This is a genomic window from Rathayibacter sp. AY1E8 (assembly GCF_002931415.1).
Lineage (GTDB): Bacteria > Actinomycetota > Actinomycetes > Actinomycetales > Microbacteriaceae > Rathayibacter.
In genome coordinates this window covers 1-24236 of the sequence record NZ_PSVI01000031.1, presented here as the reverse complement: position 1 = coordinate 24236, position 24236 = coordinate 1, and the positions used below count along the sequence as shown (strand labels likewise).

Sequence of the window (24236 nt, the reverse complement as noted above, 5' to 3'; positions counted from 1 at the left end):
TGGAGCGGACGGTGACGACGACGAGCCTCCGTGGTCGCGCGCCGGAGCGGACGACCACGGAGGCTCGTCTGGCCTTCGGGCAGGCGCTACTCGCAGACGAAGAAGGCGACCTCCACGTAGCCCATCGTCTGCGAACGGGTGTCGACGTCGGAGTTCTCGACGGTCACGCCGGACGCGGCGAAGCTGCTGCCTCCTGCGCCCGTCGACGCGTTGGCCGCGTAGGAGCCGCCACCCCGCACCCACAAGGAGGTGCCGCCGCCGGCACCGCCGAAGTAACCGCCGCCGCCACCACCGGACGCGTAGGTCACCTGGCGGCTCGCGTTCGTCCTGGCTGCGCCGGCACCGCCGTCGCGCCCGGAGCCCGGGCTGCCGAGAACCGTCTCGGTCACGTTGACCGTCGTCACACCGGGCTGCCCCGGCCCGGTCTGGCTTCCGCCGGTGCTCGGAGCCTGCTCGGTGGAGCCGGTGCTGCTGTCCGCGCGCGAGACGGCGCTGTCGTAGCCGGAGCCGCCGACGGGGCCGCCGGACCCCGCGTTCGGCCCGACGCGGGCGGACCGGGTGAAGTCGTTCGAGGTGAAGCCGGCTGCGCTACCGCCGCCGCCGCCCGCGATGACGAGCAGGGAGCCCGCGGCGGTGATCCCGCTGGCCCCGCCCCCTCCTCCGGAGCCGATGTAGCCCGGAGTGCCCGGAGCCCCGCCGTTGCCGAGCCCCCGGCCGCCGGCCTGGTTGCTGCCGCCCGAGCCTGCGGTGATGACGATCTCGGACGCTCCGCCGAGCGCGTCGACGGGGATGGTGCCCGTCACCCGCGCACCGGCGCTGGTGACGTCCGACCCGGTGCGGACGCCGCCGCCGTCTCCGCCGACCGCCGTGAAGCGGACCCACTGGGTTCCCGCGGGCACGGGGATCGTCCGGGCCGCGAGCGCGGTGGTCGAGGTGGCGTCGATGCGCTGCGCGTCCTGCAGGGCGCACTGGGGGGCGGTCGAGGCCGACGCCATCGGAGCGGCGATCGAGGCGGCCACCACGGGAATCGCCCATGCGGCGCCCTTCACCACGGTTCGGCGCTGGGTCAGACGATCGGGGGCGCCGGTCGGCGTGCTGGTGTCTTCGTTCTGCATCGGAGTCCTTCTGTCATCGTGCACCCCTGGGTATCGGGGGCAGAGTCGGGTGAGAGGCGCGGGAGGATGCCCGTGCCGCTCCGACAGAGTCGCCTGCTCCGCGACGGGGCACGCCGCTCGAGGCCGCTCTGGCGCGAACCTGCCCTGAGGCGGCGCGCCGCGCCTCCCGCGCCTCATCCTCAGCAGCTTCTCCGCACCGCCGACCAGTCGTGCACGACGTCGCAGATGCCCCGTCGGACTCGCCGATACGGACCCTCCGAGCGGGCGGCCCGACTCGCGAGCACCCTGGACCGAGCGGCCCGGAGAGCCCGCGACGGCCGAGCGCAGAACCCGACGTCAGTCCGGCGCCGGCCCGCGACGGCCGAACGGGCAGCCCGGTAGCAGCCCGGGGTCAGCCCGCGTCGGCGAGCAGCGCCCCGCGGTCGAGCCGCTTCGCGTAGCAGCGGGCGCTCGGCTCGTCGCCCCAGTAGCCGTAGCCCGCGATCGGGTCGTAGCCGGCGCTCGCGTAGAGTGCCATCGCCTCCGGCTGCTCCGTGCCGGTGACCAGTCGTAGCAGCTCCACGCCCTCGCGGGCCGCCAGCCGCTCGACGCCGGCGAGCAGCACGCGGCTGAGCCCGCGGCCCCGCGCGGCGCTCACCACGAACATCCGCTTGATCTCGCCGATGCCGTCCTCGACCGCGAGCGCCACGCAGCCGACGAGCCCGCCGTCGACCTCGAGCAGCAGGGTCGGAGCGTCGGCGGGCGGACGCGGACCGGTGTCGTCGCCGCCGTAGCGGGCGAGGAGGTCGGCCTCCTGCAGGGCGAAGAGGTCCGTGGCGGCCGGGTCTCCGGCCGTGGTCTCGATCAGGCGGTGCACGGCACGATGCTACGGCGCGGCGGCGAGCCCCGCGGCGATCCCGGTCAGCTGCTCGAGCACGGCCCGCACGGCCGAGCGCTCCAGCGTCTCGGGCCGGGCGAGGCAGTCGATGTGGCGGCCGAGCCCCGGGATCCCGAGCGGCCGCAGCACCACCTCCGGCGTGCGCCGCAGGTCGGTCGTGTACCGCGGCAGCAGCGCCACGCCGTCGCCCGCCGACACGACCGCCGCCGCGACCAGGAAGTCGTTGATCCGGTGCGGGATGCGCGCGTCGCCGCCCGCGAGGACCGCGATGGCGTCGATCGCCCGCTCCAGGGGGAAGCCCTCGTGCACCGCGACCCACTCCTCGTCGCGGAGGTCGGCGGGGCGGACGACGTCCTTCGCGGCGAGCGGATGATCGCGCCGCAGCGCGAGGTCGAGCGGCTCGAAGAGGAGGGGCGTCGACCGCACGGTCCCGGGCCACTCGGCGCTGCCGGCGAGCCGGTGCGCGACGACCAGGTCGTGATCCGCGGTCAGCCCGGCGAAGGCGCTCTGCGCCACGTCGAAGTCGGCGAGCGCGACGCCCGGCCGACCCGGTGCGCGCAGCGCCTTCAGCAGCGGACCGAACATCGCCAGCCCCGCGCTGTGGAACGCGGCGACCGAGACCGTGCCGCTCGGCTCCCCCTCGAAGTCCGCGACCGCCCGGGCCGCGCGCTCGAGCGCCACCTCCACCTCGACCACGGCCGCCGCGAGAGCGCGGCCGGCGGGGGTCAGCGCGGTCCGGCGCCCGTCGCGGAAGGTCAGCGCCGTCGGGGTGCGGCGCTGCAGCGCGCTGATCTGCTGCGAGACGGAGGAGGGGGACACCCGCATCGCGGCGGCGACGGCGGCGATGCTCCCGCGCTCGCCGAGCTCCCGCAGAGCCCTGAGCTGTCCGAGTTCCATGAGTTCCAACTTACGCGTCGGCGAAGAAGATGCAGTCTTGTCCTGCGGGTCTCCGTGCCGCCACGATGAGCCGTGCGCGCTCTCCTCTCCCGCTTCCGGGTCGACCTCCTCCTGCTCGTGGTCGCCGCCTCCTGGGGCTCGACCTACTTCGCGGCGAAGGAGCTCGTCACCGACTCCAGCGTGATGGCGCTGCTCGGCTCGCGGATGACCCTCGCCGCGCTGTGCCTGGCCGTGATCGTCGCAGCGCGGCGGCACCGGATCACCGCGGCGGAGTGGCGGGTCGGCGTGACCATCGGGGCGCTGCTCGCGACGATCTTCGCGCTCGAGACCTACGGCATCGCCGGCACCTCCGCCACCAACGCGGGCCTCATCATCAGCCTGACGATCGTGATCACGCCGATCCTCGACTCCGCCGTCTCGAAGCGCCGGCTCCCGGGCCGCTTCCTGCTCGCATGCCTCGTCGCGGTCGTCGGAGTCGCGCTGCTCGCCGGCAACGGCGCCCTCCGCCCGCTCTCCCCCGGCGACCTGCTGCTCGCCGGCAACGGCGCCCTCCGCCCGCTCTCCCCCGGCGACCTGCTGATCCTCGGCGCCGCCGTCGTACGGGCCGTGCACGTCACCTCGATGCACCGCCTCTCGGCCCGAGCGCCGATGGACTCCCTCCGCCTGACCACGGTCCAGCTCGGCACCTGCGCCGTCGTCTTCAGCGCCGCGTCGCTCGTCGTCGGCGTGCCGATCCCCGAGTACGTCGCGGGGCTCGACTCCGTGGGCGCCGGCCTGTTCCTCTACCTCGTCCTGGTCTGCACCGTCTTCGGCTTCCTCGTGCAGACGTGGGCGGTCCGCCGCACCTCCCCCTCCCGCGTCAGCCTCCTGCTGGGCACCGAGCCGGTGTGGGCCGCGGTCGTCGGAGTCGCGCTCGCCCGCGACCCGATCGCGCCGGTCGGCTTCCTCGGCATCGCGCTGATCCTCGCGGGCACGGCCTGGGGCCGCTCCCTCGAGCAGCGGACGGCGCCCGACGTGCCGACCGCGGCGGCCGCTCCGGAGGCGCTGCTCGCCCTCGAGCCGGAGGACGAGCGCCGGCGTCCCGTCGAGCGGTAGCCGGGTCAAGGGACTCGCGTGCGGCGCCCCGATGTGGGGGAATCGGATCGGGAGGCGTCCGCCGCGGGCGCCGCCGGAGGAGGATCCATGTCGCTCAGCGTGCTGTTCATCGGCGGGACGGGCATCATCAGCGCCGCCTGCGTCCGCGAGGCGCTGCGGCTCGGCCACGACGTGACCGTGCTGAACCGGGGGCGGACGTCGCTCCGCCCGCTGCCCGAGGGCGTCCGCGAGGTGCAGGCCGACGGTCGCGACCGCGACTCCGTCGCCGCCGCCCTCGGCGACCGGACCTTCGACGCCGTGATCGACTTCGTCGCCTTCACGCCCGAGCACGTGCAGCAGGACATCGACCTGTTCGCCGGCCGCACGGGCCAGTACGTCTTCATCAGCTCGGCCTCGGCCTACCAGAAGCCGCCGCGCAGCCTCCCGGTCACCGAGTCGACTCCGCTCCGGAACCCCTACTGGCAGTACTCCCGCGACAAGATCGCGTGCGAGGACCTGCTCGTGGCCGAGTACCGCGCGAGCGGCTTCCCGGTCACGATCGTCCGCCCCTCCCACACCTACGACCGCACCGCGCTGCCCGTCGACGGAGGCTGGACCGTCGTCGACCGGATGCGCCGCGGCCAGGAGGTGGTCGTCCTCGGCGACGGCACCTCGCTCTGGACGCTCACGCACGCCGACGACGTCGCCGTCGGCCTGGTCGGCCTCCTCGGCGCCTCCGCCGCGATCGGCGAGGCCTTCCACATCACCGGCGACGAGACGCCGACCTGGGACGAGATCCACCGCTGCCTCGCCGCGGCGGCCGGAGTCGAGCCGCGCCTCGTGCACGTCGCCTCCGACGCGATCGCCGCCGCCGACCCCGAGCTCGGTGCCGGGATCATCGGCGACAAGGCGCACTCGATGGTGTTCGACAACGCGAAGATCCGCCGCCTCGTCCCGGCGTACTCCCCCTCGGTGCGCTTCAGCGACGGCGCCCGCGAGATCGTGGAGTGGTACGACGCCGACGAGTCGCGCCGCGTGGTCGACGAGCGGATGAACGGCCTGTTCGACGCGCTGATCGAGCGGTACCGGCCGCGCCCGCTGTGAGGGTCGGGCGGGGGGGGTGCGCGAGTCCGCCGGCTCCGCCCCTCCCGGCCGCTGCACCCCGCTCGGCTCCTCCGCCCGCGCCGGCGCCCCCGCTCAGCCGATCGGCTCGAGCCGCACCAGGAACCCGCCCGGCACTCCCGGCTGCAGCTCCTGGTACTCGGACGGCACGCGGTAGGAGCCCTCGCCGACCGCGGTCACGGTGAAGGCGTCGTCCGTGCGCGTCCCCGCGAGGAAGACGGTGTAGACGTCGGTGCCGTCCTCGGCGGTGCGCTTCCCGGCCGCCGCGCCGACCCAGCGGTGCCCGCCCGGATCGGCCGTCGCCGTCTCCCCGAGGGTCGCGTCGATCGCGGCCGGGTCGACGTTCACGGCGCGGATCCCGTCCTGGCACTCGCGCCAGACGCCCGTGAATCCGGGGTCGGGGTCGGAGTAGCAGAACATCATCGACCCGTCGGGCGCGACGTGCAGGTCGCCGTAACCGCCGACCACCGGCCCGGAGACGGGGGCGGCCGTGGGCCCGGTCGTCGGCTCGGGGTCGGCCGGCGCGGTGCACCCGGCGAGCGCGAGGACGAGCACCGCCACCGCTCCCGCTCGCCACCTCATGTGCGCAACCTACTGGAGCCGCGCCCCCGCCCGTCCGTGTGCCGAGCCGGGAGTCCGCCGGGAGGCGGCCCGCCCTCAGACCAGCCGGCGGCCGCTGAAGCGGTCGACGGGGGCGTCGTGCCGCATCGCCCGCTCGTACATCCGCCGGAACGGCTCGGTGAGCACGCCGTTCGTGCGGTCCAGCGAGTCCTGCCAGGCCACGATCTCCCCCAGCTGCGCGGCGAGATCCGCACGGAGGGCCGCCTCGTCGACGGTGGTCGAGACGCCCTTCGAGACGACGACCCGGCCCGCGACGATCACGGTGTCGATCGACGAGCCGTTCTCGGAGTAGACGAGCTGGTTCTCGAGCCGCTGGCGCGGGGTGAAGTTCAGCGTCTCGAGGTCGTAGACGACGAGGTCGGCCTGCTTGCCGACCTCGATGCTGCCGGTGACGTCGTCGAGCACGGCGCTGCGCGCGCCTCCGATCGTGCCGGCCGTGAGCACCTCGGACACGGTCGGCCAGGTGGCGATGTCCGGATCCGTGACCTTGTGCAGGAGCGCCGCGGCCTTCACGACGTCGAGCATGCGCGGAGAGTCGCTGCTCGAGCAGCCGTCGGTGCCGAGGCCGAGGTTCACGCCCGCGTCGTGCAGCGCGCGCCACGGGGCGATGCCCGAGCCGAGCTTGAGGTTCGAGATCGGGTTGTGCGAGACGGACGTGCCGGCGGCGGCGATCCGCTCCATGTCGGAGTCGGTGAGCCAGATCCCGTGGGCGAAGGTCGTGTTCGGGGAGAGCGCGCCGATCCGCTCCATGTACTCGACCAGCGTCGAGCCGTAGGACAGCTCGCCGGTCACCAGCTGCGTCTTCGTCTCGAGGACGTGGATGTGGCACTCCGCCCCGTGCTCGAGCGCCAGCTCGGTCGCCCCCACGAGCAGCTCGGGCCCGCACCGCTGAGGAGCGGACGGGGCGACCATGTAGCGCAGCCGCCCGCCTCCCCTCCCGTGCTGGGTCGCGAACGCCTCGCGACTGAAGGCGAGGTAGCCCTCCGTCGTCGGGCGCGACGCCGACCGCGCCTGGTCGAGGATCTCCGCGGGCACGTACTCCTCGAGGAACGGCATCGTCTCGTGGAAGGGCCTGCTGATCACGTGGCCCGAGATGTTGGCGCGGACTCCGATCTCGTCGTACGCGTCGAAGACCGCGGCGAGCTGCTCCGCGTCCTGGTCCGGGTTCTCGAGCACGTCGTCGACCAGGGTCGTGACCCCGGCCTTCAGCGATTCGAGGGCGAAGAGCGACGAGCGCAGCCGCACCAGATCCGGAGCGACGCGGCTGTTCCCGAGGATCGGGTACGACAGCAGCATCCACAGCTCGAGCGGCAGGTTGTCGTAGCGGCCCTTGTAGAGGTACTCCCACGAGTGGGTGTGGGCGTTGACGAAGCCGGGGACGACCAGGCGGTCGCGCCCGTCGATCACCTCGTCGCCCGGCTCGGGGACGAGGCCCGGGCCGATCGCGACGATCAGCTCGTCGACGATGCGGATGCTCGCCGTGATCGGGACGGCGCCCGAGACCGGGTCCATGGTGATCACGGCGGCGTCGGAGAGGAAGAGGGGCATGGCGGTTCCGTTCGTGGTGCGGGGTGGGACCGGGCGGGCCGGCTCGCGAGGGGGCCGGCCCGCGGAGGGGCTCGGGCTCAGCCGCGGACGGGCTCGGGCTCCGCGGCGACCGGCGCGGCCGACTCCCGGCGCTCGACCCAGGCGGGAGCGTCCCGGCCGAGCAGGAGGTAGGCGAGGCCGGCCGAGACTCCGCCCGCGAGCCATGAGACGTCGACGCCGCCGAGGGCGGTCGCGGCCGGACCCTGCAGGGCGGGCGCCGAGCCGTTCATGAACAGCCAGGTCAGAGTCGCGCCGATCGCGAAGGAGAGCAGCGCTCGCCAGCGGACGTCCGGCAGCAGCGGCGAGCCGACCGGGGCGAACAGGTGCCCGAAGGAGCGGACGCGCGGCTCGAACACCGTGTAGTGCACCAGCACGATCGCACCCCACGGGGCGACCCAGCCGACAAGGCCGACCAGCCACGCGTCGAGCGTGGTGGCGAGGTCGTCCTGGAACACGAAGAACACCGCGGCCGCGAAGGCCAGCACGCCGACGATGAGGCTGAGCGCGCGGCGCCCGAGCCGGATGTCGAGGGCCTGGGTCGCCATGCCGAACGAGTAGATGTTGAGGACGTTGGTCGCGATCGGACCGTGCACCACCAGGAGCAGCACGGGGATCGCGAGGGCGCCGAAGTTCTCGACGATCAGCTCCCCGGGATCCACGGAGCCGTTCTTCGTCGCGAGGGTCGCGCCGAGGACGCCGAGCCAGACCACCGGGATGAACTGGCCGAGGACGCTGGCGAGGTAGAGCCCCCGCTTCGAGGAGCGGGGTCCGACGAAGCGGGAGTAGTCGCCGGCGTAGGCGAGCCAGGTGAGGCCCCAGCCGATGCCGATGGCGGTCATCACGATGGACATGGCCGCGATGCGGTCGCCTCCGGTGAGCGCGCCCTCCGCGGGGCCGGCGTAGGACCAGTCGATGTCGAGGAAGAACCAGGCGACGACCGACATGATCGCCAGCACCAGGAGGGTCGGCGGCACGGTCCAGCGCTCGAAGGCGGCGATCGCGCGGTAGCCGAGGAAGGAGATCGCGACCTGCACCGCCATGATCACCGCCGCCACCGCGATCTTCCAGCCGACGTTCGCCTGCTCCGGGTCGACGACGCCGACGGAGCCGAGGAGCGCGATGACGAGGTCGAGGACGATCCAGGTGTTGATGGCGCACCAGCCGATCACGACCACGGCCTGGATGGCGGCCGGGACGTAGTTGCCGCGCCGGCCGAAGATCGCCCGTCCCACGAGCATCCCGGTCGCCCCCGTCCGCTGGCCGAGGAGGACGAAGAAGCCGAACACCGCCATCCCGACGACGTTGCCGAGCACGAGGACGGTGACGGTGTCCGCCAGGCCGAGGCCCATGTTCACGCCGAGGGCGCCGAGCACCCAGTTGATGGGGGCGATGTTGGCGCCGGCCCAGATCCAGAACTGCCCGTCGAGCCGGGCGGTGCGCCGGGAGTCGGGCAGGGGACTCAGCGCGTCCTCGGCGTCGGCGGTGCCGTGCAGGGTGTCGGTGCTCATGGCGGATCCTCTCGGGGAGGGGGATGAAGGGGAGGGCGGGGCGCCCGGTGAGGCTCCACTCTCGTGCGGACCCGTTTCGGGCGGCGCGTCCGCGTGTAAATTCGCCGTGACGCGAGAGGACGTTCTGTATGGCCTACCTGCTGTCGGACGCGATGCGGGATCCGCGCCTCGCCGCCATGCTCCCGGTGGTGGCCGCCGGGCACGCGGCCGCCGAGCGCGCCGTGATCCGCTGGGCCCACACGAGCGAGCAGCTCGACATCGCGCCCCTCCTCCTCGGAGGCGAGCTGCTCCTGATGGAGGGCGCGCTCCTCTCGACCGACCAGGACCCGGCGGAGTGCCGCGAGTACGTGCGGTCTCTGGTGGATGCGGGAGTCGGCGCCCTCGCTCTCGAGCTCTCGCCGCGCCTGCCCGCGGTGCCGCCGCCGATCGTCGCGGCGGCCGACGAGCTCGGCCTCCCCGTGCTCGCCCTGCCCCGGCGCGTCCCGTTCGTGCAGGTCTGCGAGAGCATCAACACCCACCTCACCGAGCAGAAGTTCCGGAGCATCCGACTGGCGGACAGAGTGTCCGGTCTGCTGGCCGACGCGGCCTCCGGGGACGCCGGCGTCGACGAGCTCCTGCAGGTCGTCGCCTCCGCGACGGGCGCCTCCGCCTCGCTCGTCTCGCTCACGGGCGACGAGATCGCCCGCGCCTCGCCCGGGCCGGGCGTCGACACGGAGCCGACGGCCGGGACGTTCTCGAACGTGCTGCACGCGGGCGACTCCCTCCTGGGCACCCTGCATCTGCGGGCCCACGCCGACGCCGACCTCCACGCCGTCGCCGTCGCGCTCGACCGGGCGCCGGACGTCCTCGCGATCGCCGTGCTCCGGCACCGCCCGCCGTCGGTCACCGAGCGGCTGACCGCCCAGCTCTTCGCGATCGCGTCCGTCGAGCGTGCGGACCCGGCGGCCGACCTCCAGATCGACGCCTTCCTCGGCCGCCTCGGCGCCGGATCCCGGGAGCGCTACCTCGGCGTCCGGGCCGACACCGGTCACGACGACCGGCGGCTCCGCGCTCTGCTCCGCCTCCTGACGGGCGCAGGAGCGGATCCCGGCCCGGTGCTCTGCGTGGTCGGCTCCGAGCTGCTGGCGCTGCTGCCGTTCGCCACCGCCGCCGCGATGGAGGAGGGCCGCGCGGAGCTGCTGCGCCTCGGCGCCGCCCTCGACTCGGACGCTCTGCTCTGCGTCGGCAGCGGGCTCGGCGGGCAGGAGCGGGTGCCCCGGGAGCTGGCGGAGGTGCGCGGCGCGCGCGAGTGGGCGCCCGCAGGCGGAGTCGTCGACTCGCGCCAGTACCGCCTGGAGCGGTTCGCGAGCTCTCTGCAGGACGATCCGGAGGCGGACGACCTCGTCGAGGAGGTGCTCGGGCCCCTGCGCGCCCAGCGCGGCGAGCTGCTCGCCACCCTCGAGGCCTTCGCGTCGCTGTGGGGGAGCAAGACGGCGACGGCGGCCGCGCTCGGCATCGGCCGGCAGACCCTCTACGACCGGCTCGCGCGGATCGAGGAGCTGATCGGCCCGCTCGACTCGTCGCCGGCCCGCGCCCGGGTCGTCATGACCGCCGTCTTCCTGCACCGGGCGCGCGCGGCGCTCCCGGCGGGCTCGCCTCCGGTCGGGCGGACGTTCCCGCCTCCCGCCGAACGCTGACGCGGCCGGACGGGATCGAACGGCTCAGGCGGGCAGCAGCTCCGCGACGAGCGCCTGCACGCGGGCCCTGATGTCGTCGCGGATCGAGCGGACCTCCTCGAGCGGTCGGCCCTTCGGGTCGGCGAGGTCCCAGTCCTCGTAGCGCTTGCCCGGGAAGACGGGGCAGACGTCGCCGCAGCCCATCGTGATCACGACGTCGGAGGCCTGGACCTGCTCGGTGGTCATCAGCTGCGGGACGGCCTGCGAGATGTCGATGCCCTCCTCCGCCATCGCCTCGATCGCGATCGGGTTGATGCTGTCGCCGGGCTCGGAGCCGCCGGAGCGGACCTCGACGGCGCCGCCGGAGAGGGCGCGGAGGTAGCCGGCGGCCATCTGCGAGCGGCCGGCGTTGTGGATGCAGACGAAGAGGACGGTGGGGGCGGCCATCGGGGCTCCTGGTGTCGAGGGGCGGTGCTCGGAGGAGCACGGGGCGAGGGTAGCGCGCCCGGGCGAACGGCTCGCGCGCCTGCGGAGCCGGAGGAGACTCCGACGGCCGGGTCGGGAATATACCCCCCGGGGGTATGTTGCACTCCCCTGGACCGAACCGGAGGAGACACCATGACCGACCACGCCCACCACCACCCGACCACCTGGCGCGCCGCCGCCCTCGCGACCCTGCACTGCCTGACCGGCTGCGCGATCGGCGAGGTCCTCGGCATGGTGATCGGCTCCGCCCTGGGGCTGCCCGCCCTGGCGACGGTCGCCCTCTCGATCGTCCTCGCCTTCGTGTTCGGCTACGCGCTCACGCTGCGGGGCGTGCTCCGCTCCGGAGTGACGTGGCGCGCCGCCGTCGGCATCGCGCTGGCGGCCGACACCGTCTCGATCGCCGTGATGGAGGTCGTCGACAACACGGTGGTGCTCGCGATCCCCGGAGCGATGGACGCGGGCCTCTCGTCCGGCCTCTTCTGGGGCTCGCTCGCCGGCGCCCTGGCCCTGGCCTTCGTCATCACGACCCCGGTGAACCGCCTGCTCATCTCCCGCGGCCGCGGCCACGCGGTCGTCCACGGCCTGCACGGCTGAGCCGCGCGGGATCTCGATGCGCCGCCTGCGACGGCCGATCGACCAGCAGGAGGCGCGTGCCGATCGAGCCGCCCGGGCCGCGGGCGCCGCGAGATCCCGTCGGCCGTCAGCCCTGCAGGCGGCGGTAGTGGCGGTTGCGGACCGAGAGGATCGCGCCTCCGATCACCGCCGCGAGGAACGAGCCGGCCAGGACGCCGACCTTCACGTGGTCGTCGGACTCGCTGCCCGCGCCGAACGAGAGCTCGCCGACGAGCAGCGACACCGTGAATCCGATGCCGGCCACGAACGCCATGCCGATCACGTCCACCCAGCGCAGCGACGGATCCAGGCCGATGCCGCGGAAGCGGGTCAGGAGGAAGGTGCTCCCGGCGATGCCGAGCGGCTTGCCGAGCACGAGGCCCGCGATGATGCCCACGGCGATCGAGTCCTGGAACGAGTCGACCAGGCCCGCGACTCCGCCGACCGTCACTCCGGCCGAGAAGAACGCGAAGACCGGCACCGCGACCGCGGTCGAGAGGACGCTCCAGCGATCGGCGAAGTGCGCGGCGAGGCCGTCGTAGACCGGGCGCCCCTCCGCGTCCGACCCCACCTGCACCCGGGCGCGCCTCGACGCGACGACCGGCACGGTGAAGCCGAGCAGCACGCCCGCGACCGTCGCGTGGATGCCCGAGGCGTGCACGAGCGCCCACGTCGCCACTCCGAGCGGGATCAGCACCCACCAGGCGCGCACGCCGCGCTGCACGCAGACCGCGAAGACCGCCAGCGGCACCAGCGCGAGCAGGAGCATCAGCACGTCGATGCCGGCGGTGTAGAAGACGGCGATGATCGTGATCGCGATGAGATCGTCCACCACGGCGAGCGTGAGGAGGAACGTCCGCAGCGCCGGCGGGAGGAAGCGGCCGACCACGGCGATCACCGCGACGGCGAAGGCGATGTCGGTGGCGGCGGGGATCGCCCAGCCGTCCAGCGCGGCTCCTCCGCGGGGCAGGTTCACCGCGGTGAAGATCAGGGCGGGGACGGCCACGCCGCCGACGGCCGCGACGATCGGCACGAGCGCCGTCTTCGGGTCGCGGAGCTTGCCGGCGACGAACTCCTCCTTGAGCTCGAGCCCGACGACGAAGAAGAAGATCGCGAGCAGGCCGTCGGCCGCCCACGACCCGACGCTCAGCTCGAGGTGCAGGGCCTCGGGGCCGAAGCGCAAGTCGCGGACCGCGCTGTAGAGCGCGGACGCGGGGCTGTTGGCGACGATCAGGGCGAGGAGGGTCGCGGTGAGCAGGAACGCTCCGCCGACCGTGTCCTTCTGGAGGGTCTGGCGGAGTCCCCGCCAGATCGAGTGGGGGGCCTGATCGGCGGGCAGGGGCTGGTGCGGCATGAGGGGTTCCGTCCGGAGGGGTGGGTGAGCGCGGGGACGCGGCCGCGGGCTCCGGAGGAGGGGCGGTCGCGGGTCAGCCTCGCGGCGGGGGGCAGCCGGCGATCTCGCCGTGCGCGTTCGTCCCCCACGAGCTGAGCCATCCGTTCGTGCCCGAGGCGCGCTTGGTCAGCAGCAGCCGGGTCGGGTACGCCACGGCGGCGCGCGCGCGGGCGCGGCTCAGCGGAGGGAGGGTCAGGGGCACCGGACCAGGGTACCGGTGGCACCCGCGAGGGGGCCGGGTGTGCACGAGCGCTCGGAGGAGGAGCCGTCTCTCCCGCTGCCGAGCCTCCCCGCCCCGTCCGCTCAGGGGACCTCGTGCCCCGGGCCCGACTGCCCGCCGAGCAGCGGGCGCAGCGCGGTCGCGACGGCGTCGGCGCGCTCCTCGCCGCCGAACCAGGCGTTGCCCGCCCGCACGAGCGGGTAGGCGGCCGCGAGGAGGTCGCGCCCCGCCGGGGTCAGGGCGATCCGGGAGTGACGGCCGCGGCCGCGCTCGGCCCCCCGGTCGAGCAGGCCCCGCTCCGCCAGCCCGGCGACCAGGGCGGTCATGCTCTGCGGGCGGACGCCGACGGCGCGGGCGAGGTCGGCCTGCGTCAGCCCGTCGGCCGCCGAGAGCTGTGCCAGCACGCCGAACTCGACCGGGCTGAGCCCGACCGGCGCGAGCGCGTCGCCGACCCGCCTCGCCAGGTCGCGGGCGGCGCGGATGACCGTCCAGGCGGCGATCGCGTCGACGTCGTCGCGGGTCAGGGAGAACTCCGAGGACATGGACCGAGCGTAGCGGCGTAGTCTTCGAGTATCAGTTAGTTGATACCGAGGAGGAATCATGAGCGATGTGATCGCGATCACCGGAGTCACCGGCGACGTCGGCGGCAAGACCTTCGAGCGGCTCGTGGCGGCCGGCGCGCCCGTCCGCGCGATCGTCCGCCGGCCCGAGCAGGCGGCGGCCCTCGCGGCCCGCGGCCTCGACGCACGGATCGCCGACCTCGGCGACGGGGCCGCGCTGACCGCCGCCCTCCGGGGCGCCGACCAGCTCTTCCTGGTCACCGCCGCCACCCCGCGCCAGGCCGAGCACGGCGCCACCGCCGTCCGCGCCGCCCAGGAGGCGGGCGTCCGCGCGCTCGTGCAGCTCTCCGGCGGCGACGCGGCCGAGCACTCGCCGCTCCCCTGGGGCCGCGCGATCTGGCGGACCGACGAGCGGGTGCGCGCCTCCGGGCTGCCCGCGACGATCCTCCACGCCTCGGGCTTCCTGACGAACCTCGAGCCCTCGGCGCCCGCGATCTCGCGCGGTCTGCTCCCGCAGACGATGGGGCGCGGCGTCATCCCGTGGATCGACACCGCCGACATCGCCCGGGTCGCCGCGCACGTCCTCGAGGCGGGAGGGCACACCGGCGCCGAGCCCGTCCTCACCGGACCGGCCCTGCTCGACGGACCCGGCGCCGCCCGCGAGCTGACCGCGGGCCTGGGGCGGCGCGTCCGCTACCTGCACCTGCCCAGCCGCGTGTTCGCCGGGGTCCTGCGCCTCGCCGGCATGTCCGCGTGGCAGGCGGAGGGGCTCCGCCGGCAGTTCGGAGTCGTCGCCCGCCGCGGCCTGGACGGCGTCGACGTGCTCACCGACGAGGTCGAGCGGATCACGGGGACGCCGGCCCGCTCGACGGCCGACTGGGCGCGGTCCCGCCGCTCCGTGCTCCTCGGACGGGAGCAGCCGCGACCCCTGCACGCTCCACCCGGCACCGGTACCCCTACCCGTGGATCCGCCGCAGGCGCATCGTAGGGCTGTGAAGCAGATCCAGTACGCCGGCGCGACCTTCCAGGTGGGGGACGCGGTCGCCGACGCACTCGTCTCCTACGCCTCCGGGCTCGCCGCCCACGGCCGCACCGACAGTGTCGAGCTCCCCGTGCTCGGCGGCGACGGCCACGCGACGGTCGTGACGCTGCTGCTCAACTCCGCGACGAGCCTCTTCGTCTCCGGCGCCGCAGGCCTCCTGCCCGGGCTCGACGAGAAGGCCGTCGCCGCCGACCTCCGCCAGCGGACGCAGTGGCTGGACGCGGTCCCGGCGGTCACCGCCGTGGAGCCGAGCGCTCCGGAGGACCTGATCTGGCTCGAGTTCCCGGAGGTCGCGGCCCTGATGGACCCCGAAGCCGGCGCCCACTCCCCCGCGACGCTCCACCTCGTCGAGCACTCGCCGCGGCGCGACTCCCTCGTCTTCACCGTCGTCTACGTCAGCACCCTCGACCGCGACCTGGGCTCGGGGGAGATCCGCCGGCTGCTCGAGACGAGCCGCCGCAACAACGTCGAGCACGGAGTCTCGGGGATGCTCGTCTTCCGCGGCCGCCGCGTGATGCAGCTGCTCGAGGGCGAGGAGTCGGACGTGCGCTCGCTCTACGCGCGGATCCTCGCCGACCCGCGGCACGAGGGAGTGGTCACCGTCTGGACCAGCGTGCACGAGCAGCGGCGCTTCCCGGACTGGTCGATGGGCTTCGACGAGCTCGACCTGCCCGTCGAGAGGCCCGCCTCCTGGCCCGAGCCGGACCTTCCCGAGCAGTCGATCGACGCGGTGGCGGACGACTACCTCCGCCGCCGGTCGGAGGCGCTGCGGAGCGCGCTGGTGAGCAGCGACCCCCTCGTCGCGAGCCTCGCCGTCATCCTGCACGGGCACCGCCCCGAGCGCGTCCTCGAGGGCGGCGCCGGAGTGCGGCTGCGCTGCGCCGAGTGCCGCGCCTTCGACGCCCACGACGGGTACGACTCCTACCCCTGCGCGACCGCGAGGACCGCGATCCAGGCGCTCGAGGCGGCCTGACGCGAGCCGGGCGGCCGTGCGGGATCACCGTCCCGGGCGCTCCGGGCGCACCCCCCTTCCGCGGGTCTGCGCAAGCCCGTCCGCTCACCCCGGCGCGCCCCTAGGGTGAGGCCATGACCGATCCCGGCGCGGCCCGCCACGACGTCCTCATCATCGGCGGCGGCAACGCCGGACTCTCGACCGCGGGACGGCTGCGGCGCTCCGGAGTGGACGACGTCGCGGTGATCGAGCCCCGGTCGACCCACGTCTACCAGCCGATGCTCTCCCACGTCGCGGGCGGCACCGCACCCGCCTCCGCGGCGACCCGGCCCCAGGGCTCGGTGACGCCGAAGGGAGTCGTCTGGATCCAGGACCGCGTCGAGACGATCGACCCGGTCGCGCACACGGTCACTCTCCTCTCCGGCCGCACCGTCGGCTACGGGCAGCTCGTCGTCTGCCCCGGGATCCAGAAGGACTGGGCCGCGGTCCCCGGGCTCCAGGAGGCGATGGACTCGCCGTTCGGAGTGTCCAACTACGAGTACGAGTACGCCCGCAAGGCGTCGCAGGTGCTCCGCGAGGTCCGCTCCGGCACCGTCGTCTTCACGCAGCCCGGCGGCCCCGGCACCTGCTCCGGCGCCTCCCAGAAGCCGATGTACCTCGCCTGCGACTACTGGCGCGCGACCGGCGTCCTCGACCGCATCCGCGTCGTGCTCGTCGTGCCGACCCCCACTCTGTTCGGGATGCCGCTGATCGACTCCGAGCTCGAGCGGAAGGTGGCGGAGTACGGGATCGAGGTCCGCTACGGCCGCGAGCTGGTCGAGGTCGACGCGGCCGAGCGGCGGGTCGTCCTCGCCGTCGACGAGCGCGCGACCGCCCTCCCCGGCCCCGACCGCGCGCGGCGCTCGACCGACGGCCCGCGCGAGACGCTGTCGTACGACGTGCTGCACGCCGTGCCCCCGCAGTCGGCCCCCGACTGGCTGGCCGGCACCGGACTGGCCGCCGAGGGCGACGAGGGCGGCTTCGTCGAGGTCGACCCGCTGACCCTGCGGCACCCGCGGTTCCCCGACGTGTGGGCGCTCGGCGACGCGGCGGCCACGGTCAACTCGAAGTCCGGAGGAGCACTGCGCCAGCAGACCACCACGCTCGCGAAGAACCTCGTCGCCGCGCAGAAGGGCCGCCCGCTCCCCCGCGTGTACAACGGCTACTCCGTCTGCCCCTTCGTGGTCTCGCGGTCGAGCGTGGTGTTCGCCGAGTTCGACGACCGCTACCGCCCGAAGCCGACCGTCCCCTTCTGGACGGGCCTGGCGAAGGAGCGGCGCCTCACCTACCTCGCCGACCGCCGCGTCCTGCCGTGGGTGTACTGGAATCTGATCCTGCAGGGACGGGCCTGAGCGTCCTCTTCCGGACATGTCCGGAAGAGGCGCTTGCCGCTGCCGGAGGCGCTCCCGAGACTGAGGGGTCGGCACCACCGTCCGACGTGCCCCCTCGTCTCCTGGAGGACCCGATGCGGCCCAGCCCGACTCCCGACCGCTCCGGCACCGCGCGATGACGACCGCGCAGGACTGGGGGCCCTCGACCGACGCGGACTCCGCCGGCGGTCCGCCCGCGTCGCGGAGGCAGCGCGTGCGCGCCTGGATGCGCGGCGGCTCCTTCGGGCCGACCGGCCTCACCCGGCGCGGCTGCCTCCTGGTGCTGGCGTCGGTGCTCGTGGTGGCGGTGCCGGTCGTCGCGCTGACGCTCGCGCATGTCGATCCGCACGCGTCGCTCAAGGTCTGGATCCTGGCGATCATGCTGATCGCGCTGGTCGGAGCGCTGCTCCGGGTCGTCGCCGACGCCGGTCCGGACCCGCAGGCCGACCTCGACCGCGCGGGCAAGGCGGTCGGAGCAGTGGCCGCGGCCTACACGGCGCTGGCCGTGATCATCGACTGGGGGATGCTGCACCTCTGAGGCGCGGTCAGCGGGCCTCGTCGCGCGGGTCGTCCGTGCCGTCGGGAGCGCTGCCGATCACGTCCGGTGTGCCGCCGGTGCCGCCCTGCGCGCTCCCGGTCCCGCCCTGCGCCGCTCGCTCGTCCTCGCGCCGGCTGAGCCAGCCCGGGCCCTCGCGCCGCAGCCGCTCCGCCTCCGGACTCGGGACGGGCGGCGCCGCCGGCCGCCGCAGGAGCCGCACCTGCCGGACCGCGCCGAGCACCACTCCGGCGCCGAACAGCGGCAGGCCGAGCAGGAGCACCAGCCACAGCGGCGCGTGCCGGCGTCCGCCGCCGACGACCGCGCCGAGATCCCAGCCCGCGTCCGCCGCCAGCCAGAGCATCCCCGCCACGAAGACGGCGCTCACCAGCGAGAGCGCCCAGGGCTGCGCGAGGAGGAGCGCCTGCGCGCGCTCCGTGCGGAAACCCTTCGCCATGCGCCGATCCTAGGCGGGCGTCAGCCGGCGAGGATCCGGTCGACCAGCCCCTGCGCGTCGCCCTCCGCGGGAACGATCTGCACGGTGTCGCCCTCGATCGGCTGCATGACGGAGAGCGCAGACTCGACCCGGTCGCCCACGCGGAGGAGGAGCCGGGCGTCGGCCCCCTCGTCGATGGCCGCCTGGGAGCCGCGGCGCAGGAGGGCGGCGCCCGCCTCGTCGAACCGGACGTCGACGGCCCCCGTGCTCGGATCGGCCTCGACCGCGGCGACGCCCGCGCGGGTGAAGTCCTCGGGATCGACGAGGACGTCCTGCCCGCCGACCGGGACGCACTGCGGATCGGAGCCGGGCTCGCAGAGCGCCGAGACGGCGACCCCGAGGCCGCCGACGGGCTCCGGAGTGGCGGACGGGGACGCCGCGGGCGACGACCCGGCGGAGCAGCCGGTCAGGGCGAGCAGGAGGAGCGCGGCGGCTCCGGGGGCGGTGCGGCGGATCACGGGATCTCCTCGGGTCGCGTCGGAGCGCGCCACGATACCGAGGCTCCGGCGCTGCGGCCACTCGGCGGCACGGCTCGGGCGGAGCGGCTGCGGGCGGAGCGGCCGGTCCGCGGCACGGCCTGGGCGGGCGGCGGCGGCCCGCCCTCAGAGCCGGACGACCAGCTTCACCGCCGACACACCCTCGTGCAGCCGGTCGAGGGCGGGCTGCAGCGCGGCGAGCCCCTCACCCACCACCTCGGGCGCCGGGGCGCAGACGTGACGGCCCTCGGCGAGCGCCGCCGGCAGGTGGTCGCGCCACAGCATCGGCCCCACCTCGTTCGTCGTCAGCGAGCCGCCCCAGACGAAGCGGGCGCGGATGCCGCGGCGACGGGCCGCGATCTGCAGCGCCGCGGTGCCGCCGACCAGGCGCAGCATCGTCCGCACGAAGGCGGCGCTGACACCGCGCCGGCGCGGGAGCGAGCCGAACGAGACGGAGGGGCTGGCCAGGGCGACGCGTCGCGCTCCGGTGCCCGCGGCCACCGCCACCGACGGGGCACCGGAGCCCGTCCCGATCGCGAGCACCCCCGCGACCTCGTGGCCCGCGAGCGCCGCCACCAGGTCGGCGACGACGGTGGGGCTGCGGTAGTCGAGCACGATCTCGGCGCCCAGCTCGCGCATCCGATCGTGGTTGCGGGGCGACGCGGTCGTCGCCACGCGGTGCCCGGAGGCGACGGCGAGCTGGATCGCGTTGCTCCCCACGCTCGTCGTCCCGCCCCAGACCACGACCGTCCTGCCCGTCGGCCGGACCGGGACGCTCGGGTGCGGCAGGGCGAGGTGGTCCCGCTGGAACAGCGCCGTCGCCGCCGTCGAGACCGCGAGCGGCAGCACCGCCGCCTCCTCGAAGCCCAGCCGGTCGGGGATCGGCGCCGCCAGGTCCTCGCGCACGACCGTGTACTCCTGGAAGGCGCCCTCGTCGCGGTTCCGCCGCCCGCGCTCCATCCCGACCGCGTACGCGACGACCCGGTCGCCGACGGCGAAGCGCGTCACTCCAGGGCCGACCGCCTCGACCACTCCGGCCACGTCCTCCCCGAGCACCGCCGGGTACGGCACCCACCGGAACATCAGATCGCCCGTCCACTGCTTCATCTCGTCGACCGGATTCACGGCCAGGGCGCGGTTGCGCAGCAGGACCTCCCCCGGACCGGGGACGGGCATCGGAGCGGGGCGGACGACGAGGTCGGCCCGCGGGGCGGTCAGCAGGGCGGCGGCGTTCTCGGGCACGGGCGGCTCCAGTCGGAAGTGATGGCAGGACGTGTCGTCACACTACTCCCGATGACACGTCGTGTCGTCAGCTATCCTGGGCGGATGTCACGCTGGGCCCCCGACGCCGCCCTCCGCCTCGAGCAGGCGGCGATGGAGCTCTTCGCCGAGCACGGCTACGCGGGCACCACCGTCCCCGCGATCGCGGAGCGCGCCGGGCTCACCACCCGCACCTTCTTCCGCCACTTCGCCGACAAGCGCGACGTCCTCTTCCTCCGCGAGCGCGAGTTCCCCGAGATCGTCGGCCGCCTGCTCGCCGGCGCCCCCGCCGGCCTCGCGCCGATGGACCTCGTGATGCACGGCCTCGAGGCGGCCGCCTCGGGCGACCTCCAGACCTGGCGCGCTCCGATCGCCGCCCGCCGTGCCGTCGTGCGCTCCGAGTCGCAGCTGCGCGAGCGCGAGCTCCTGAAGTCGGCCGCCCTCGCCGAGAGCATGCGCTCCGCCCTCGTCGACGCCGGAGTCGCGCCGGAGGACGCGGCCCTCGCCGCCCTCGCGGCCTCCGCCCTCTTCGACCTCGCCCTGGAGCGCTGGCTCGCCGCGCCCGAGGGCTCCCTCCTGGTCGACGTCCTCCGCGCCGAGCGCGCACGCCTCGGCGCGCTGCTCGCGCGCTGACCCGCACGACGCTGTCGAGGCGTCGCGAACGGTCGTCCTCCGCGGCGGGAGGCGACCGTTCGCGACGCCTCGGACCGGCGAGCGGGGGACGATCCGCTCAGAGCGCCCAGGGGAAGGCGGGGGCGTTCGAGCGGGCGCCCTGCGCGGCCTTCGAGCGGCCGGGCTCGCCGAGCTCGGCGAGCAGCGCCTCCGACTCGCCGACGAGGACCGCGAGCGCGCCGGGCGTGAACCAGTCGGGGCGCAGGGCGAACAGGAGGTCCTCGGTCGCCGTGTTGCCGCTGGCGCCCGGTGCGAAGGGGCAGCCGCCGAGGCCGCCGAGCGCGCCGTCGACCACCGCGGCCCCGGCCTGCACGGCGGCGATCGCGTTCGCGACGCCCGAGCCCCAGGTGTCGTGGCCGTGGAACACGATCTCGCGGGGCGGGGTCTCCGCGGCCACGCGTGAGACGAGCGACGCCACCTGGCCGGCGTGCGCCTGACCGAGCGTGTCGCAGACGACCACGTCGGCCGCTCCCTCCGCTCGCGGGTCGCGCGCGATCGCGAGCACGCGCTCCGGGTCGACCGGGCCCTCGAACGGGCAGGTGAAGGAGGTGGCGATGCACAGCTGGATCCGCCCGCCGACGCTCTCGGCGAGCGCGACCGCCTCCGGCATCGCGGCCATGCTCGCCTCGGTCGGCCTGCCGACGTTGGCGAGGTTGTGCGAGTCGGACGCCGAGAAGCAGTACTGGAAGCGGCGCGCCCCCGCGGCGGCCGCGCGCTCGACGTGGCGCGGAGTCGCGACCCACACCCAGCACCGCTCCAGCTCCTCGGGAGTGAGCGCGGCGATCACGTCGAGGGTGTCGGCCATCGGAGGGACGAGGTCGCCGCGCGCGAGCGAGCCGATCTCGAGCTCGGGCACTCCCGCGGCGAGCAGCGTGCGCGCGAGGTCGACCTTGCGCTCGGTCGTCAGGAGCTTGCCGGTGAGCTGCAGGCCGTCGCGGAGGGTGACGTCTCGCAGGCGCGCGGAGGCGAGCGCGGTCACCGGCCGGCCTCCTCGGCAGCGGCGGCGGAGGGAGCAGCTGCAGCAGCAGCGGCCGGAGCTGCAGCAGCAGCCCCGCCGGCGGAGGGAGCAGCGGGACCGGTCCGCCGGAGCATCCCCAGCACCTCCTCGGTGTCCTGGCCCAGGTCGGGCGCGAGCGAGCGGATGGGGAGGGAGCGGCCGCCGAGCACCGGCACGATCCCCGGGAAGCCCACGCCGCGCAGAGTGCCGCCGGCGTCCTCGACGTCGAAGGCCTGGATCATGTCGCGCGCCGCGTACTGCTCGCTCGCGCTGATGTCGGCGGCCGTGTAGATCGGGCCGGAGGGGACGCCCTCGTCGTCGAGGACCGCGAGCGCCTCGGCGGCGGTGCGGCCCGCCGTCCACGCGCCGATCGCGGCGTCCAGCTCGTCGCGCCGGGCCCAGCGCTGCTCGTTCGAGGCGAGCGCCGGGTCCTCGCCCAGGTCGGCGCGGCCGATCACCGCCATCAGCCGCTGGAAGATCGCGTCCGCGTTCCCCGCGATCACGATGCTCGCCCCGTCGGCGCAGGTGTAGGCGTTGGTCGGGGCGATGCCCTCCATCCGCCCGCCGACGCGCTCCCGGACGATGCCGTGCGCCTGGTAGTCGGGGATCAGCGACTCCGTCATCGAGAACATCGCCTCGTGCAGCGCCACGTCGACGACCCGCTCCGCCAGCGGTGCCGGATCCAGCCCCGCGGAGCGGCGGGTCTCGCGCTGGAACAGCGCCATCATCACTCCGTAGCCCGCGTACAGCCCGGCTATCGAGTCGCCGATCGAGACGCCGACGCGCACGGGCGGCCGATCCGGGTCGCCGACCAGCTCGCGGAACCCGCCCATCGCCTCCGCGACCGCCGCGAATCCGGGCCGGGCCGACAGCGGGCCGGTCTGCCCGAACGCGGAGATGCGGCCGATCACGATGCCGGGCCGGGCCCCGTCGAGCACGTCCGGTCCGATCCCCCAGCGCTCGAGCGTGCCGGGCCGGAAGTTCTCGAGCACCACGTCGCACTCGGCGACCAGGCGGCGGACGGCGTCGCGCCCCTCGTCCGTGCGCAGGTCGAGCGCGATCGAGCGCTTGTTGCGGTTGATCGTGTGGAAGAGGAGCGAGGTCTCGGACCCCTCGTGCAGCCGCCAGCGGCGCAGCTCGTCCCCCGTGCCGGGCCGCTCCACCTTGATCACCTCGGCGCCGAAGTCGGCGAGCAGCCGGCCCGCGGTGGGCGCCGCGATGAAGTTGCCGAGCTCGAGGACGCGGACGCCCGCGAGCGGGAGGGGTGCGGTCATGGCACGGCCTTTCGCTCCCGTCGAGGCTAGCGCGGAGGACGGCGCCACCCCCTGCCCTCACGCGGACGCCCGACCTACACTTGCCGGACATCATGCGCAGACACACCCTCACTCCGCGACCGGACTGGCGAGCCCGCTGCGACGAGATCGGCTTCAGCTTCTACGACCTCCCCTCCGAGGGCGGCCGCCCCTACTGGAACGAGTCCGCGGCCTACTCCTTCGAGCCCGCCGAGATCGACCTGCTCGAGCGCACGACCTCGGAGCTCTTCGACCTCTGCATGGAGGCGTGCGAGCTCGTGGTGCGGAAGGGCCGCTTCGCCGAGTTCGGCATCCCGCCCCGCTTCCACGAGCTGGTGCGCACCTCGTGGGACGAGGACGACCCCACGGTCTACGGCCGCTTCGACCTCGCCTACGACGGCGCGGGCGCGGTGAAGCTGCTCGAGTTCAACGCCGACACCCCGACCTCGCTGGTCGAGACCGCCGCGGCCCAGTGGCAGTGGCTCGTCGAGACGAAGGGGCCCGACGCCGACCAGTTCAACAGCCTGCACGAGCAGCTCGTCGAGCAGTGGCGCCACCTCCGCCTCGAGCGCTGGAGCCTCGACGAGGGCGCCCGGCTGCACCTCGCGTCGCTGCACGACTCCGGAGACGGCGAGCTGATCGTCGAGGACGCCGACACCGTCGCCTACATGGCCGAGACCGCGGCGCAGGCCGGCTTCGACCCCAAGCTGATCTTCGTCGAGGACATCCGCTACGAGCTCGACGGCGCCGGCTTCCTCGACGGCGACGGCGAGCCGATCCGCCACGTCTTCAAGCTGTACCCGTGGGAGTGGATGCTCGGCGAGCAGTTCGGCGGCCTGCTCCTCGACCGGCGCGAGCGCACCCGCTGGGTCGAGCCGGCGTGGAAGCTCCTGCTCAGCAACAAGCAGCTGCTGGTGGTGCTGTGGGAGATGTTCCGCGGCCACCCGAACCTGCTGCCCGCCTCCGTGCATCCGCTGCCCGGCACCGCCCAGGTGCGCAAGCCGCGCCTGGGCCGGGAGGGCGCCAACGTGACGGTCCTCGACGCCGACGGCTCGGTCGTCGCCGAGAACGGCGGGAGCTACGGCGCCGAGGGCTTCATCCACCAGGAGCGCGCCGAGCTGGCCCGGGTCGACGGGAAGACCGTCGTCATCGGCAGCTGGATCGTCGGCGAGACCCCGGCCGGCATCGACGTGCGCGAGACGAGCGGCCTGATCACCGGCGACCTGGCGGAGTTCGTCCCCCACTACATCGAGGGCGGACGGAGCGACGGGGCCGCGACGGACGCGGACGCCGCGTCGGCCGCCTCCCGCCCCGAGCACGGCGCCACCCGACCAGCCGGTGGCACGAGTGCTGATCGGACCATCGCCGCAGGACGGAG

General features: G+C 74.6%; 25 protein-coding genes. 10 read left to right on the top strand and 15 right to left on the bottom strand.

The window, feature by feature from the left end; all coding sequences use genetic code 11:
- Positions 1-86 precede the first annotated feature (86 nt).
- The 3 genes from C5C74_RS10625 to C5C74_RS10615 form a co-directional block, all read right to left on the bottom strand.
- Positions 87-1115 carry a hypothetical protein gene (locus C5C74_RS10625; protein WP_104351504.1) on the bottom strand — a complete coding sequence of 343 codons (1029 nt, stop codon included), beginning with the start codon at positions 1113-1115 and terminating at the stop codon, positions 87-89.
- A 391-nt stretch (positions 1116-1506) separates the two neighbouring features.
- Positions 1507-1971 (bottom strand): GNAT family N-acetyltransferase, encoded by a 465-nt coding sequence (locus tag C5C74_RS10620; protein WP_104351503.1) that lies wholly within the window; start codon positions 1969-1971, stop codon positions 1507-1509.
- A gap of 9 nt (positions 1972-1980) precedes the next feature.
- Positions 1981-2889 carry a LysR family transcriptional regulator gene (locus C5C74_RS10615; protein WP_104351502.1) on the bottom strand — a complete coding sequence of 303 codons (909 nt, stop codon included), beginning with the start codon at positions 2887-2889 and terminating at the stop codon, positions 1981-1983.
- A gap of 72 nt (positions 2890-2961) precedes the next feature.
- Between C5C74_RS10615 and C5C74_RS10610 the strand changes: the two genes are divergently transcribed.
- Both C5C74_RS10610 and C5C74_RS10605 read left to right on the top strand, forming a co-directional pair.
- A complete protein-coding gene (locus C5C74_RS10610; RefSeq protein ID WP_219813465.1) occupies positions 2962-3984 on the top strand; it encodes a DMT family transporter in 1023 nt (340 codons plus the stop codon).
- A gap of 87 nt (positions 3985-4071) precedes the next feature.
- Complete coding sequence (locus tag C5C74_RS10605) at positions 4072-5067, top strand: SDR family oxidoreductase (RefSeq protein ID WP_104351501.1); 996 nt, start codon at positions 4072-4074, stop codon at positions 5065-5067.
- Between the two features lie 93 nt (positions 5068-5160).
- On the opposite strand, the gene C5C74_RS10600 is transcribed toward C5C74_RS10605, so the two are convergent.
- The 3 genes from C5C74_RS10600 to C5C74_RS10590 all read right to left on the bottom strand — a co-directional run bounded on the left by C5C74_RS10600 (position 5161) and on the right by C5C74_RS10590 (position 8801).
- Entirely contained in the window at positions 5161-5667 is a 507-nt protein-coding gene (locus tag C5C74_RS10600) for a hypothetical protein (RefSeq protein ID WP_146083057.1), read from the bottom strand.
- Between the two features lie 75 nt (positions 5668-5742).
- Positions 5743-7254 (bottom strand): amidohydrolase family protein, encoded by a 1512-nt coding sequence (locus tag C5C74_RS10595; protein ID WP_104269297.1) that lies wholly within the window; start codon positions 7252-7254, stop codon positions 5743-5745.
- A gap of 77 nt (positions 7255-7331) precedes the next feature.
- Positions 7332-8801 (bottom strand): cytosine permease, encoded by a 1470-nt coding sequence (locus C5C74_RS10590; RefSeq protein WP_104351500.1) that lies wholly within the window; start codon positions 8799-8801, stop codon positions 7332-7334.
- A 128-nt stretch (positions 8802-8929) separates the two neighbouring features.
- On the opposite strand from C5C74_RS10590, the gene C5C74_RS10585 reads away from it, so the two are divergent.
- Positions 8930-10477 (top strand): PucR family transcriptional regulator, encoded by a 1548-nt coding sequence (locus tag C5C74_RS10585; protein WP_104273778.1) that lies wholly within the window; start codon positions 8930-8932, stop codon positions 10475-10477.
- A gap of 24 nt (positions 10478-10501) precedes the next feature.
- On the opposite strand, the gene C5C74_RS10580 is transcribed toward C5C74_RS10585, so the two are convergent.
- On the bottom strand, positions 10502-10903 hold the full coding sequence (locus tag C5C74_RS10580) for an arsenate reductase ArsC (protein WP_104222419.1): 402 nt from the start codon (positions 10901-10903) through the stop codon (positions 10502-10504).
- A 171-nt stretch (positions 10904-11074) separates the two neighbouring features.
- Here C5C74_RS10580 and C5C74_RS10575 point away from each other — a divergent pair, with 171 nt between their 5' ends.
- The gene (locus C5C74_RS10575) at positions 11075-11536 is read left to right on the top strand and encodes a DUF4396 domain-containing protein (protein ID WP_104226993.1); all 462 of its coding nucleotides are present in this window, start codon (positions 11075-11077) and stop codon (positions 11534-11536) included.
- A gap of 106 nt (positions 11537-11642) precedes the next feature.
- Here C5C74_RS10575 and nhaA read toward each other — a convergent pair whose 3' ends face one another.
- The 3 genes from nhaA to C5C74_RS10565 form a co-directional block, all read right to left on the bottom strand.
- Entirely contained in the window at positions 11643-12908 is a 1266-nt protein-coding gene (gene nhaA / locus C5C74_RS10570; protein WP_104351499.1) for a Na+/H+ antiporter NhaA, read from the bottom strand.
- A 73-nt stretch (positions 12909-12981) separates the two neighbouring features.
- Positions 12982-13149: a hypothetical protein gene (locus C5C74_RS17450; RefSeq protein ID WP_181134687.1), complete on the bottom strand. Its 168-nt coding sequence runs from the start codon at positions 13147-13149 to the stop codon at positions 12982-12984.
- Positions 13150-13250: 101 nt separating this feature from the next.
- Positions 13251-13709 carry a MarR family winged helix-turn-helix transcriptional regulator gene (locus tag C5C74_RS10565; RefSeq protein WP_181027218.1) on the bottom strand — a complete coding sequence of 153 codons (459 nt, stop codon included), beginning with the start codon at positions 13707-13709 and terminating at the stop codon, positions 13251-13253.
- Positions 13710-13767: 58 nt separating this feature from the next.
- Between C5C74_RS10565 and C5C74_RS10560 the strand changes: the two genes are divergently transcribed.
- The 4 genes from C5C74_RS10560 (at position 13768) to C5C74_RS10545 (ending at position 17668) form a co-directional block, all read left to right on the top strand.
- Entirely contained in the window at positions 13768-14715 is a 948-nt protein-coding gene (locus C5C74_RS10560; protein WP_104222415.1) for an NAD(P)H-binding protein, read from the top strand.
- Between the two features lie 4 nt (positions 14716-14719).
- On the top strand, positions 14720-15742 hold the full coding sequence (locus C5C74_RS10555; RefSeq protein ID WP_104250016.1) for a BLUF domain-containing protein: 1023 nt from the start codon (positions 14720-14722) through the stop codon (positions 15740-15742).
- Between the two features lie 113 nt (positions 15743-15855).
- Positions 15856-17112, top strand: a complete 1257-nt coding sequence (locus tag C5C74_RS10550) for an NAD(P)/FAD-dependent oxidoreductase (protein ID WP_104234352.1) — start codon at positions 15856-15858, stop codon at positions 17110-17112.
- A gap of 154 nt (positions 17113-17266) precedes the next feature.
- Positions 17267-17668 carry a hypothetical protein gene (locus C5C74_RS10545; RefSeq protein ID WP_104351498.1) on the top strand — a complete coding sequence of 134 codons (402 nt, stop codon included), beginning with the start codon at positions 17267-17269 and terminating at the stop codon, positions 17666-17668.
- A gap of 7 nt (positions 17669-17675) precedes the next feature.
- Here C5C74_RS10545 and C5C74_RS10540 read toward each other — a convergent pair whose 3' ends face one another.
- From C5C74_RS10540 to C5C74_RS10530, 3 genes are all read right to left on the bottom strand, one after another.
- Positions 17676-18122 carry a hypothetical protein gene (locus C5C74_RS10540; RefSeq protein ID WP_104255608.1) on the bottom strand — a complete coding sequence of 149 codons (447 nt, stop codon included), beginning with the start codon at positions 18120-18122 and terminating at the stop codon, positions 17676-17678.
- A gap of 20 nt (positions 18123-18142) precedes the next feature.
- Positions 18143-18619, bottom strand: coding sequence for a hypothetical protein (locus C5C74_RS10535; RefSeq protein ID WP_104261081.1), 477 nt, complete (start codon positions 18617-18619; stop codon positions 18143-18145).
- A 144-nt stretch (positions 18620-18763) separates the two neighbouring features.
- Complete coding sequence (locus C5C74_RS10530; protein ID WP_104247794.1) at positions 18764-19879, bottom strand: zinc-binding alcohol dehydrogenase family protein; 1116 nt, start codon at positions 19877-19879, stop codon at positions 18764-18766.
- 84 nt (positions 19880-19963) lie between these two features.
- Between C5C74_RS10530 and C5C74_RS10525 the strand changes: the two genes are divergently transcribed.
- The gene (locus C5C74_RS10525) at positions 19964-20530 is read left to right on the top strand and encodes a TetR/AcrR family transcriptional regulator (RefSeq protein ID WP_181131487.1); all 567 of its coding nucleotides are present in this window, start codon (positions 19964-19966) and stop codon (positions 20528-20530) included.
- A gap of 97 nt (positions 20531-20627) precedes the next feature.
- Here C5C74_RS10525 and C5C74_RS10520 read toward each other — a convergent pair whose 3' ends face one another.
- Together C5C74_RS10520 and C5C74_RS10515 are read right to left on the bottom strand one after the other, a co-directional pair.
- Complete coding sequence (locus C5C74_RS10520) at positions 20628-21548, bottom strand: hydroxymethylglutaryl-CoA lyase (protein WP_181127430.1); 921 nt, start codon at positions 21546-21548, stop codon at positions 20628-20630.
- A complete protein-coding gene (locus C5C74_RS10515; RefSeq protein ID WP_104351497.1) occupies positions 21545-22840 on the bottom strand; it encodes a CaiB/BaiF CoA-transferase family protein in 1296 nt (431 codons plus the stop codon). Before C5C74_RS10515 ends, C5C74_RS10520 begins: the two co-directional genes overlap by 4 nt.
- A gap of 92 nt (positions 22841-22932) precedes the next feature.
- On the opposite strand from C5C74_RS10515, the gene C5C74_RS10510 reads away from it, so the two are divergent.
- Positions 22933-24236, top strand: a 1304-nt coding sequence (locus C5C74_RS10510; protein WP_104351496.1) for a glutathionylspermidine synthase family protein, incomplete at its 3' end; no start/stop codon positions are given.